This window comes from Tenacibaculum sp. AWR4_210 (assembly GCF_056160945.1).
Genome location: NZ_JBSWYF010000003.1, coordinates 215,018 through 228,742 on the forward strand (window position 1 = coordinate 215,018; position 13,725 = coordinate 228,742).

Below are 13,725 nucleotides of genomic sequence, written 5' to 3' on the forward strand. Positions count from 1 at the left end.
ATTTTGTAGTACTTTCATTTTCTTAGTTTTTAAAATGCAACGTTTAATCCTAGTAAATACTGACGTGATATGGGATAAAATCCATAATCTATTCCTCCTCCGATCGCCTGACCTGAAGTTGCCGCTGGATCGTATCCTTTATAATTTGTTAAGGTAAATGCGTTGTTAACAGTCGTATATATTCTGAGCTTTGAAAAGCCTATTTTTTCCAGTACTTTTTTAGGTAAAGTATAGCCTATTTGAATGTTTTGAACTCGCAGAAAAGAAGCATCTTCAACATAAAAGCTTGAAAACAATCGGTTATTGGTTGCTCCGGTTGTTACCCGAGGAACTTCATTGCTCGTTCCTGGCCCTCTCCATCGATTCAAATAATACGATAATCTATTGACATTTGGCTGGTCTCGCTCATAGTTGCGTACCATGTCTTTGTTGAGCTCTGCATACATATAGGTTGAAAAATCCCAATTTTTGTAGTTGAAGCTCAAATTAAGCCCCATTATAAACTCTGCTTGAGGATTTCCGATATTGGTTCTGTCTTTAAAATCAATTACGCCATCTCCATTGACGTCCACGTATTTTAAATCGCCTGGCACGGCATCAATTCCTAACAAACCGCGTTGAGATGGCGAATTATTAACTTCAGCCACTGTTTGAAAAACTCCAGCCGTTTGCAATCCGTAAAAATATCCTATGGGCTGTCCTACTTCCATTCGTGCTGGTGCTAACTGACCTACGCCAAAAGCTCCTCCTTCAATAAAAACATCTCCGTTTATCTGAGTTACCTCTCCGTTTACACGAGTTATGTTATAGGCTACATTATAACTAAAATCTTCTCCCACAGTATCGTTAAACTTCAATCCTAGTTCAAATCCATGAACGCGAGTTGATCCTGCATTGACTGTTGGACTTCCCGATCCTGGGGCTTGTGCCCCTACGATTCCTGAAACCGGAACATTGGGTATTAGTAAATCATTTCGATCTTCTCTAAAATAATCAAACACCAATTCCAAGCGATTTCCCAGTAAATTAGCATCCAATCCGATATCCAATTTCTTTCCTCGCTCCCATCGCGCATTCGGATTGGGCAAGGTTCCTACTGCAATTCCATTCACTATAGCATTGTCTAATACATAGGCTGCTTCCCCGTTGAGTTGTGCTCTAAATAAATTTCCACCGGCATTGGTTCCCAAAATTCCGTAACTACCTCTCAACTTCAGAAAATTTATCCACTTCCATCTTTTCATGAACTCTTCATCTGACAGTTTCCATCCAGCCGTAACTGAAGGAAAGTAATCAACTCTATTTTGTGGCGAAAAATCGGATGCTGCATCCCTCCTGATCATCGCAGACACTAAATACTTCCCTGCAAAATCGTATTGAATTCTTCCAAATTGAGATAACAATCGATTGTCATAAACGTACGATCCGTTGGTTTTTATGGTATTTGTCCCTGTAGTCAAACTAATATCTGCAAAATCCCATGAGTTGTTAGGTACGTCATAACCTGTAGCAAACAACCCATCTCCCCAGCTCTTCTGCATGCTGGCTCCTACCGTTGCCTCTATAGTATGATCCTCTGCGAAGGTTAACTTGTAATTCACAAATGTTTCCCAGTTGTAGTTGTTTGCATTTGTTCTGGACTGGTTTACCTCACTCCTAGCTCTGTTAAATACTTTTCCAGAACCGTAATTAACAATGGGTAAAAACGTCTTGCCTTTGTCATTGTACGTTTTATATCCCAAACGGGTAGTTATTTTAAGATTATCAATGGGCTCGTAACTCAGAGCAACGCTCCCCTCTATACTTGAACCAAAATACGTATTGTAGGTATCTCTCACCTGAGAGAGCGGATTGATTACTTCATTTCCCAAAAACCCAGCCGTATCTTCTTGACCAGTTGCAAATGTAGGAGCGTAATTGAGCGCGTTAAACAATACCGAACCGAGTACATTCTCCGCAACGGTTCTTCTTGTATTGGTAAAATAATTTGTGGTTGATTTAAACTTGATTCGTTCGCTCAGGTCAATTCCTAAAGCTAGTTTTACGTTATTTCTTTCAAAATTTGATTTGTCTGGAGCAATAATACCATCTTGTTCTAGTCGAGACAGACCGACGTAATACGTAATCTTATCTGTACCTCCCGAAATACCAATATTGTGATTCATCATAAATGCTGTGGTAAACAACTGATCTTGCCAGTCCGTATTCTGTTGAATGGCATTGAGGTCAGGGAATGGCAAACTCTGCCCATTAGCAGCATAACTTTCATTGAGTAATAGTGCGTACTCATTAGCATTTAAATAATCTAACTTTCGCGACGTTTCCTGAAGACCTGTGTAGGCATCGTAGGTGATGCGTGTTTTTGCATTCTTTTTCCCTGATTTTGTAGTCACTAATACAACTCCGTTGGCACCTTGAATTCCATAAATAGCAGCTTGAGCATCTTTTAGTACCGAAATTGAAACGATATCGTTTGGATTCACGGTATTTAAATTGGCTCCAGCTAAACCATCGATAACAATGAGAGGTCCATTGGCTCTGTTCGAACTAATTCCTCGAATAAGTATGTTAAAACCACTTCCTGGCGCCCCAGAAGCCGTGTTTACCGATACTCCTGCTGTGGTTCCTTGCAGCGCTTGTGCAGCATCCACTGGTTTTAGGTCAGTTATCGTCTTTTCACCTACTAAAGACACGGCTCCCGTGAGGTCTTTCTTCCCTTTAGAACCATAACCAATAATCACAACTTCTTCTAACTGCTCAGCACGTTCCTCAAGTTGAATTACCAATGGACTTGCTACCGCCGCTACTTCTTGTGTTTTATATCCAATGAAACTGATTTGTATGGTTGCTCCCTTAGGTATATTAGGAAGTATAAACTTTCCGTTGAAATCCGTTTGCACTCCCTTATTTGTACCTTTTACCAAGACACTAACTCCCGGAAGTGGGCTGTTGTTTCGGAGGTCAAGAACAGTACCTTTGCTCGTAATTACTTGCCCCCAACCTAGAGAAGTAACTAAAAGGAAAACAATGAGTTGTACGTGTTTTTTCATGTGTTGAAATTTTGATTATCATAAAAATACAACACATATTTTGCGATATCAATAAAATTTTAGCAACAAAAAACATACAAATTCACTTTTCCTTCAAAAACACCATAAACACTACAAAAAACGACATACTAAACAGAACTAAAGAACACACAATACTCGTAATGTTGTGGTCATGTATAGGTAAAATGACAAGGTGTTGAGGTCCTATAATTCCAAAATATAGCTGGTTAAGTTCACATCGTGCTTCAATTCCATTTTTTTTCGCAATCGATAACGCTTAACTTCGACACTTCTCGGTGAGATATTCAACAGCGGAGCAATTTCTTTAGAAGACAAATTTAAACGGAGATAAGCACAAAGGCGTAAATCGTTCGGAGTCAAATTAGGGTGTATCGATTTTAGCTTTTTAATAAAATCTTTATCCGCATTATTAAAAGCTTCCTTAAACATATCCCAGTCGTCCTGATTATTAATATTGTTATCTATGATCGAAATCACCTTTTTGATGCTTTCGGGAGCGCCTTTTTTCAATTCCTTTTTAATGGAACTCAACAGTTCATTCTTTTTAACTATACTCATCGTTGAACTCGCTAGCTCTCTCCCTTTGCTTTCCACAGCAATTTTCAATTGATTATTTTTCATAGTCATTAACTCTTTTTCTCTCGACATATTCAGCAACTCAAAATCTCTCTGCTGTTGTTCAAGCTCAGCATTTCTTTGACGTCTGTAATAATTTTTATACACCCGATCCATAAACAATGAGAACAACAGCACTAACAAGCCGTAGGTAGCAAGCATGACATTGGTCAAATACCAAGGTTTGCGAATTTTAAAAGCAAAGGAGGCTTCTTCATCACTCATAGTTCCTCCTAAGGAAGCGCGAACCCTGAATTTATACTCGCCATAGGATAAATTTTCAAAGCGAGCTCTTGGCTTGCTAGACCACGGTGACCAACTACTATCATGTCCTTCTAAAAAATACTGAAACCTCAATTCACTGGTTCCTGCATCGAATGGTACATTAAAGAAAAACTCAAAGTTATTAGACCTATTCGCAAACTCCTCTCCACCGAGGAGTTTAACTTTTCTTTTTTCACGGTTGAGCCCGTAGTTGTCGATGGAATTAATACTTACCTTCGAAAAACCATTCTTATTTGAAGAACGGAGCAAATTGAATTTCACATAACCATTATCAATTCCCATTATGTAATTGCCCCCTCCCAGTGCACTGATATTCTCATATCCAACCGCACTTTTTCTTATGGTCTTTCGGTAAGGAATTTCTCGTAGACTTAATGAATTCTTAAAAATATCTGTGGGCTTCACATTGACTATGGTATTTTTAGTAAAAGCCCAGATGCTTTGGTCAAAAGAATTTGTAAGCAACTTACCACTCTCATAAGTATCCTTTGAATACAACGTACTCAAAACGGTATCTCTTTGAAAATTCACTCCTCCGATATCCATAGTATAAATTCCCTGTGGATAAGCGTACAACAGCTTATCACGGTATGTAATCAAACTGGAATGTACGCCTTTTTGTAAATTCAAAAATGGCGTCACTGCTGTAATTTCAGTGAAATCCTTTGTTGTTTGCAAGCTAAAAACTCCCTTGTATTCATGATTTACAATAATTTCGTAGGGGCCATTAAATTCAAAAAACCTACATGATTTGTCAAAGCCTTTGAGCTTATTGCGCACACGCCAACGACCATTTTGGTTTTCTAAGACATACAAGCCCGAATAATTACCTTGTATGTATATATTCGGATGTACTTTTTTGATATCCCAGGTTCCTTGTACTGAAATTTTATAGGCGAGTTGTTCACCTTTAATAACCATGGTTCCGCGATCGTGTGCACAAAATAATTCATCCTCTAAAACAATTAAATTCCACACTTGACCTTGAGTTCCCTCAATTAAATGAAATGCATGCTCATTTTTATAATTTTTCACAAACAATCCTTGATTCGTTCCGAGATAAATATGCTCCTTGAAATACGCAGTGGCATATACCGTACCCAATTGGCCTTCGACATCTCTGTAGACTAGCATTTGATCATCACCGTGAATACAATTAATACCTTTATCCAATCCCAACCAAATATTATCACGCTTATCTTGAAAAAGGCTTAAAACAGTATTATTACTTAAACCATTTGTCGTATTTAGTTTATACGACACGTTTCCTTGAGCATCGAAAACGATTACTCCGTCGGCAATGGTTCCTACTGCAATACCGCCATCAGTCAACTGCATGCTGTTATACACTTTTCTGTTATTCAAAAAAGCATTACGTGCGTTGTCAGGTACTAAGAGTCCTTCTTTCCAATAATAGAAACCGTGTGAATTGGTCAGTATTTGCAGTCCGTTTTCAGAAGCTATCACATCAATTATATCGTCTGTTTGCAATACGGCATCCTCAGCTATCAAAACTCCCACTCCATTCTCTATCTTAAAAAGACCTTGACCGAATACGTGATAATACACGTCAGCGTCTACTTTAAACATTTTGGTCAATTTTCCCGTGGCACTAATCACCACGGATTTTTCTGACCTTCTATCGTAAATATAAATGCGTTGGAGCGATTGAAACAACAACCAATCTTGTACCTCAATGATATTCCAAAACTGCTCATCTTCTACAATTGGAATCAGATGTTTGGCCACTAAAGAAGTATATTGCAAAGTTCCGTAGGCATCTTTCTCCCAAAAACCGAAATCCATATAACTTCCACTATACACCTTATCCCCTATACAGTTAACAGAACGCATGATGGTATGATTAGGCGTTGGATACAATTGCCAGCGAGACCCGTCAAACTCCAACAACCCTAAATTATTAGCACAGTAAATAGTGCCATCATCGGCCTGGGAAATAGCCCAATTTTGGGATTCTGCCTGGTAGTTATCTGGTAGGTATACATCAATTAAAGGCAACTCTTGACTACAGAGTCCCCATGAGTAACACCAAATAATAACGAAAGTTACAACTGACTTCAAAAGCTTGATTTTTATTCGATTACTAACAATATTACGAATTTTACTGCCCTAATCCTATAAAATCAACCAATTAAACTCTGGTCTTATTCGCCTACAAAAAAACAGCCCGAAGGCTGTTTTTATAGATTGGCCAAGTCTAATACCTCTCCAAACTGTACATTTTTTTGTTGAATAATCGGATAATGCGTATTCATTAATTGAAACATATAATCCAGGGGGACTGTATCAAAACCTCCGTAATCATCCAAGTATTCCATAAAAGCCTTTGCACCACTTTTATCGAATTCGTGAAAAATAGAATCCTCATTCCCATTAAACTCTAGTACTTTCACTTGTAACAGTTCGCAAAGAGCGCTATTAAATGCGGGTGTTGCTTTTACCCAATGGCCCTCTATATACAATTCTACGTACCCGTGGGGTACTAAAATATCTGTACCTAATTTTTCTATAATTTTTTCGACTGCCAAATGATTTTTCACCTTCGCCAATCCCAACCGACTGGGAATTCCTTGTGATCTCAATAAGCTGATGTAAATAATAGCCTTTTCTATACAATGTCCAGAGGGTCGTTGCATGAGGACCGAAGCTTTCCAATCACCTTCAATTAAGCTAAAATGATAGGGATAATACTCCCATGAATCACGCACGTAATCATGTGCCTTTACGGCAAACTCTTTCGCTGACAATTCTTGAGAATCTCCTTTAATTTTTATCAATACTTTCTGTGCTATCTCACTCGAAAAATCAAAGAAATAATTTTCTTCCAAATAGCTGTTCATTTCCTGCTGCATGTTCTAACTCAGTTTATATACACCTCTCGATTCTTTTACAAAATCACAAATCTCACGTCTGGTGTTTTTGATATTCAAATGAGGAATTCTTCCAAATTTTTTCCAGGCTTTTGCAATGACCTTGGTCTCTTCTTTCGAATCAAAACAAGCCATTAAGTCTTTAATCGCAATTGCGATCTTTTCAAAACGTTCAAAAGTTGCTGCTTTTAAAACAGCCTCGTGTATTTGTACTTCATATTTTCCGAGTTCTCTTAACTTCGCAACGCGCATGACAGTACTCTCTAAAGCGTATAACTCTATTAGTAAGTCGGCAATATTGAGCACAACTTCTTGCTCTTGCTCCAATTCTGCCATAAATTTCTGCGCACAAATTCCTGCCGTTACCACCGTTAATGCCTTCATATTTTTCACAAACTGTTGATGTGCCTCCAAGGTATCATCAGAAAATTCTGGTGCTTTATCATCTATACTATCCAAAACACTGGCAAAGGCTCCGAACATATCAATTTCGCCTTTCATTCCTTTTTTAAAGAATTCTTTTACAATCACCAAGCGGTTGATTTCATTTGTTCCTTCAAAAATTCTACTAATTCGCGCTCCTCGGTATAAACGCTCTACAGGTGACTCTGCTGAAAAGCCCATCCCTCCATATATCTGAACGGCTTCATCGACGATCGTATCTTGAGCTTCCGAACCAAACACTTTTGCGATTGCGCACTCTATGCTAAATTCCTTTAACGCTTCCATTTTAGCAACAGGTCCGTTTTGTAGATCCGAGTTGATTGCTGTAGTATACGAATCTATAGCCGCTGCAGCGCGGTAGACCACGGCTTCATTTGTAAAAATATTCGTCGTCATCTTGGCAATTTTTTCCCTAATCGCACCATAGCTGATAATTGGTTTCCCAAATTGTGCTCGCTCCATCGCGTACTCCACCGCGTGTTCCATACTCAATTTACTGACTCCTATACACGACGCTCCAAGTTTAATTCTTCCGGTATTCAAGGTATTTAAAGCAATTTTCAGTCCCTTATTGCGCTCACCTAAAAGATGGCTTTGAGGCACCTTGGTCTGATCAAAGAATACTTGACGTGTGCTCCATCCCATCAGTCCCATCTTTTGTTCTTCTGGTCCCAATGTAATTCCGCCAAAATCCTTGTGAACCAAAAATGCAGACAGGTTTCTGTCGTCCTCTATTTTGGCAAATACTATAAAAATATCAGCCAATCCCGCATTAGAAATCCAAGCTTTTTGACCGCTAATACTATAATTCCCCGCATCGTCAATCAATGCTTTTGTTGTCCCGGCGTTGGCATCACTCCCCGCATTCGGTTCTGTTAATGCAAAAGCAGAAATTACCTCACCCGCTAACATTGATGACAGGTATTTATCCTTTAAAAAAGGGCTTCCATATAAAAGTAAAGGAGCTATTCCAATACTGGTTTGTACCCCTAACGCCCCAGCAAAAGAATGCCCCTTACTAAAAGCTTCTACAAAATGTAGTACTTCCTTTAAACTCAAATTTAATCCTCCGTATTCTTCCGAAACCTCAAGCCCCAAAAAACCGAGATCTCCACATTTTTTTAGCAATTCTGGAGTTGCATCTATGCCCTCTTTCGTTTCTAAATGAGGGTTACCTTCCAGCTCTGTCGCCAAAAACTGACCAGCACTTTCCAACATCATTGAAGTTTCTGCCGATTTCATTTCCGGAATATACACGGTGTCCGAAGAAGTTTCTTCTACCAAGAACTTACCTCCTAACTTTTTCTGATCTGTTGTTACCATACGTTTTTTTTAGATTATTAGGCATTAGTGCCTAGACAAATATATAAATATATTTTAAAGTATAGGCATTAATGCCTAAATTTGACCTATGAACACCAAGCAACGCATATTACACAGCGCATTGGAACTTTTTAATAAAGAGGGATATCCGAATGTTTCGAGTAAGAGAATCAGTGAAGAAATGGGCATCAGTTACGGGAACTTATGCTATCATTTTCCTAAAAAAGACGATATCGTACTTCGTTTACAGCAAAATTTGTGGGATGAAGTTGATGAGTCCATGCAAAACTTAGAAGGAGAAATATTTGAATTCGATTTTATGCTACGCAGCCTTACCCAGCTCATGGAACTCACTCTAAAATATCGTTTCTTTCTTATTAACAGTTATGATTTGACCATACGCTACCCAAAAATTAAGGAGAAAACCATAGAACGCGCTAAGGCCTACCATCACGTTCTTTATCGAATTGCTCATTTTTTAATGGACAATGGATACATGCATCCTACGAAGAACGAACAGGTACTTCAAAAGAAAATTCATGGACTTCTCATCATTTTTAATTCATGGATTCTCGACTATGCAGTATTTTACGACAAGCCGGAAAAAAACATTGCGGAGAGCACCCCTTACTATATCCAACTCTTGTTTTCGATGATTCATTCATCACTAACACCTAAAGGGCGAAAAATATTCTCTTCAGTGTATCGAGAAGTACACGGAAACAGCTAAAACCATACAAGCGCCTGAAAATCAGTAAAATAGTACAAATACCTGATATTTAAATACGTATCAAAAACATGATTATGATTTAGTTTTAATACAGAAACTATAATCATTATTAATCATGAAAACTTCAACCCTTCTAAAATTTTCAACAAAACAGCTAAAGCTTTTTGCTATTCTGTGCGTTACTTGTGCGAGCATGTCCTTGCAGGCACAAAGTAATTCGACAGCACCCCACACGCCACATCAGCATTCTGACAAATGCTCGAGAATGCTGCATCGCGACCAACAACACAAACGACAAGACCGGGCGCCAACTCCTCCTAGCAGTACGTTTACCGACCATCAGTATGCAACGGCTTCTCGAGTCCTCGGTAAAACCAGCCCAACCTGTGATGCGGGAAATGACGGTTGGTCTCGTTTGTCGCCTAGTGGATTGGTCCGAGAGCTCAAATCGGTATATGACTATCAGAAGTGTTTTAGCGCTTGGTACCAATACAACTCGACGTATACTCCACGCATATTTTCAAATGTGAACGTCGCTGCCGTGGCGCGAGAAATGTACAATATTTCCATAGCTTCAAACGGTACTTATAATTCGGGAATGTACGGCTTAGTAGCCTATTTACACGCCGCTATTTACCACGAATTTTACCAGAGTACGGTTAGCTTAGATACCAATTCAAAATATTGGATTCGTACCGCTTCAGAATCGTTTAGCCAAAATGCTCATTTGCTTGACCATTCAAAGGCAGCCCTCGATATTTTAGACGAATACCTCATCATTTTAGACTACGATGGACTTCGACATCGACCGAGAATCATCTCCTTAATGAAAAATATTATGAGGCGACTAGTGGTTAGTAAATCGTGGAAAACCATTAATGACAGCTCTTTATTACGAAGCTATGCACGCGCGTATAACCGTGTGTTCTTTGCCTATTTCAGAGGTAATCAGGATTCCGATTTTAAAAACGCTATCAATGGAGATCGCGATTTTTTTAATCTCCTTTATCAAATAGGTACAGATCAGGAGTTAAAAAACAATGCTGCATTAGGTTTTATGTCTGGCAATGCTGTACTAGAGCTTACTCGTATGGCAAACGACAGCAATTTGCTTGACGATGTAGAACCTCTAGCAGCTCAGATAGCAAAACAGCACCCGCGCTTAAGTGTTGCCTGGTTGCGCTGTGTCGAGGCCATTAATAAATACGGGGACTGTAACCGCTACAACCTTTGCGAAAACGTCGCTCAGCTAAAAACGGAATTAGAAAATTTCTTGTTCCCCAACAGCTATACTTTTGACGATGATAAAATGCGTATCAAAACTCCACTTGCGGAAAACGAAGTACAGGAATTATACCATGCTGCTAAACAGGTTCAAAATCAATTTTTCAGATTAATACAGACAGACCAACCCGTTACAGGAGACCCCAATGAGACCTTAACCATGGTAGTCTTCGGATCCAAACAAGCCTATGAAAATTACGCTACCTATTTGTATGGTATTCCCACTAATAATGGAGGAATGTATATAGAACGGAGAGCTACTTTTTATACTTGGGACAGAACAGTAGGTGTAGAAAGTTCACTTTCGTTAGAAGCCTTGTTTAGACATGAATACGTACACTATTTACAAGGGCGTTATCTCATTCCTGGATTTTGGGCAGAGACAGACATGTACAAAAATGATCGAATGGTTTGGTACGAAGAAGGTATGGCCGAATTCTTTTCAGGAGCGACCGATACTGACGGAATCAAACTACTTGCCAGCAATGTCCGCGTAGTCCAAAACAATACAGGAAAATGGCCTTCATTAAGTACTGTTTTTAACTCGAGCTACACCAGCGGAAATTTCCATCATTATCACTATGGTAATATGGCGTGGTACCATTGGTATTTAAATGATTTTGGCAAATTAAAAACCTTTTTCGATTTGACGAGAAGTGACGATGTTCAGGGATTTGACAATTTGGTAAATAATCTTCGATCAACAGATCACTCTCGCTTTAACAACTTTCTGCAAAACGTGAGTAATGGAACTGTCACCGGTAAAGAACCCAGTACAAACTGGTTAGACGATCGAAAAATTGCCATTGGAAATCCCGCAGACATCAAGACGGAGTTTATCACGCTCACAGGGAATTCATCCATAACAACAGGCATAGATACCCAGGCAAAAAATAGACGCTTTAGAATAGATGGAGTGCTTGAGGGTAGCACGCCTACAAACAACAATGCAACAGCTGCTAAACAATTGCATACCTCACTCGACAATTTACTCAAGCAATTACGCCAAAACCCGTTGCTGAATAACTTCCAATATACTGTGGGGTACTTTACAAACATTGACATCAGTTCAGGAATTCCTAAAGCTAGTTTCCGAATTTCAGGTCCTTTGAGAAACTCGGGGACTCCTGACCTACCGGCTGCAGATTTTACTGTCGCAAATCCCTTGACTATTACTGGTGGGAAAATTGCATTCACCAGTGAAACCTCTGGTTATTTAGCTTCTATTTCATGGGATTTCCCTGGAGGTAGTCCTACTCAAATAACCAATCAGACTACTCCGTCCATTCAATACAACCAAGCAGGAACTTATGATGTAAGCCTCACTGCCACCGGTAAAAACGGACAACAAGCCGTGAAAACAAAACAGAACATCGTTCGCGTGTATGACAAAAATAAAATGACCTATTGTGCTGGCTCAGGCGCTCAAAATAACTTATACATACGTGAGGTACGCTTGGGTAGTATACGCAACGTATCGGAACACGAAAGCTATGGCGATTTCAGCAATCAAGTAACGGCACTAGAAATTGGAAAATCTGATACTCTGACTATCGATCTCAATCAATCGCACTGGACCTATAATGCTGTAGGTGCCTGGATAGACTGGAACAACGATGGTGATTTTGACGATCCTAATGAGCAAGTACTCAAAGCCTATAAGGCAGGTCCCTACACCGGTGTAATCACACCTCCGAATTCGGCTGTAAACGGTACGACCACACTTCGCATTCGAGCCGCTTATGGAAGCGAAAGCAAAATTACCCCCTGTGGTTCTGATTCGTATATGGGAGAGGTTGAAGACTATTCTATCGTCATCACGGGAAGTACAGGAGTCATACGCCCTCCTATTGCTAATTTTTCAAGTAATACGCAACGTATTTTGGCAGGAGAGTCCGTTAATTTCACCAATACTTCTTTACATACGCCAACCGAACTCTTATGGACGTTTGAAGGTGGAACTCCAAATACAAGTACTGCTAGTACTCCCACTATTAACTATACAAATCCAGGAGTTTATAAGGTGAGTTTAAAAGCGACAAACAGCGCGGGTACTCACACCAAACTAATAGACCAATACATAACTGTAGAAGAAAATGTTAATTATTGTACACCAAGTACTGCGCTCAATTACAACTCCATTACGAGAGTACAGCTAGGAAGCATCAACCAGCAATCTACATGGTCGGCTAACGGTTATCACGATTATACGCAGCAACAAGGAACTAGCTTAGAAAAAAACAACAGGTATACCCTGAGTGTACAAACCCAGCACGAGCATTGGTCGGGAATTGATGTACAGGTATGGATCGATTGGAACAAAGACGGTACCTTTGATGCCAGCGAACGAAGCTATCACCGACGTGGCAACGGACCTTTTACAGGCCAACTTGCAATACCTAACTCGGCACAATTAGGAAAAACACGTATGCGTGTGCGCCTCGCTTACGGAAAAACACCTGATGCTTGTATGCAAGACGGTTATCAAGGAGAAACAGAAGATTATACTATTACCCTTGTGGACACAACAGGAAGTACATTGGCTCCTCGACCAAACCCTACAACAGCAACGGCAGAATTGCTCCTGTATCCGAACCCAAGTACTACTGGGACTGTCACGCTGCACCTATCGAGTGGATTTACTCCCGGAACTCGTTTCGAACTCGTCGATTTAAAAGGACAGCGTCATTTAGCAGAGCACATTGAAGCTGCTGGAGTTCAAGAGCTCCAACTTCAACTGCATCAGTTAACTCCCGGTGTCTATTTTATCAAAGTGCATACCGAAACACAAGTGTTTACAAAGCGAATTCTAATTCATAAATAACAAATAAAAAAAAAAGACTGTACATGTACAGTCTTTTTTCTATTTACAATACAACTCAACAACTGTATTGATGGGGGAAAAAGAACTATTAGAAGTTCTCGCCGGGGGAATCTGGGCTCTGTGCCTGTGCTCTTTTAGGTTGTAAGATTAAAAAGGTTCCTGCAGCCGTCATACCGACATACTTAGCAATAGTACTCAACTTAGCCAGTGCCTGTTTTCTAGAAATTGTATCCGTTTTATTTTCTGAGGGTATCATAT

The 13,725-nt window shown here is 39.6% G+C and carries 7 protein-coding genes; 2 read left to right on the top strand and 5 right to left on the bottom strand.

Features of this window, described 5'->3' with window-relative positions:
- Positions 1–29: 29 nt before the first annotated feature.
- The 4 genes from ACXAG7_RS06875 to ACXAG7_RS06890 form a co-directional block, all read right to left on the bottom strand.
- Complete coding sequence (locus tag ACXAG7_RS06875; protein ID WP_476666424.1) at positions 30–3,050, bottom strand: SusC/RagA family TonB-linked outer membrane protein; 3,021 nt, start codon at positions 3,048–3,050, stop codon at positions 30–32.
- Between the two features lie 204 nt (positions 3,051–3,254).
- Positions 3,255–6,053, bottom strand: a complete 2,799-nt coding sequence (locus ACXAG7_RS06880) for a helix-turn-helix and ligand-binding sensor domain-containing protein (RefSeq protein WP_476666425.1) — start codon at positions 6,051–6,053, stop codon at positions 3,255–3,257.
- A 119-nt stretch (positions 6,054–6,172) separates the two neighbouring features.
- Entirely contained in the window at positions 6,173–6,844 is a 672-nt protein-coding gene (locus ACXAG7_RS06885; protein ID WP_476666426.1) for a transglutaminase-like domain-containing protein, read from the bottom strand.
- Between the two features lie 3 nt (positions 6,845–6,847).
- On the bottom strand, positions 6,848–8,629 hold the full coding sequence (locus ACXAG7_RS06890) for an acyl-CoA dehydrogenase family protein (RefSeq protein WP_476666427.1): 1,782 nt from the start codon (positions 8,627–8,629) through the stop codon (positions 6,848–6,850).
- An 88-nt stretch (positions 8,630–8,717) separates the two neighbouring features.
- On the opposite strand from ACXAG7_RS06890, the gene ACXAG7_RS06895 reads away from it, so the two are divergent.
- The gene (locus ACXAG7_RS06895) at positions 8,718–9,359 is read left to right on the top strand and encodes a TetR/AcrR family transcriptional regulator (RefSeq protein WP_408043340.1); all 642 of its coding nucleotides are present in this window, start codon (positions 8,718–8,720) and stop codon (positions 9,357–9,359) included.
- A gap of 115 nt (positions 9,360–9,474) precedes the next feature.
- The gene (locus tag ACXAG7_RS06900) at positions 9,475–13,467 is read left to right on the top strand and encodes a collagenase (RefSeq protein WP_476666428.1); all 3,993 of its coding nucleotides are present in this window, start codon (positions 9,475–9,477) and stop codon (positions 13,465–13,467) included.
- 88 nt (positions 13,468–13,555) lie between these two features.
- Here the strand turns inward: ACXAG7_RS06900 and ACXAG7_RS06905 are convergent, their stop codons facing one another.
- The gene (locus ACXAG7_RS06905; RefSeq protein WP_408043338.1) at positions 13,556–13,723 is read right to left on the bottom strand and encodes a hypothetical protein; all 168 of its coding nucleotides are present in this window, start codon (positions 13,721–13,723) and stop codon (positions 13,556–13,558) included.
- Positions 13,724–13,725 lie beyond the last annotated feature (2 nt).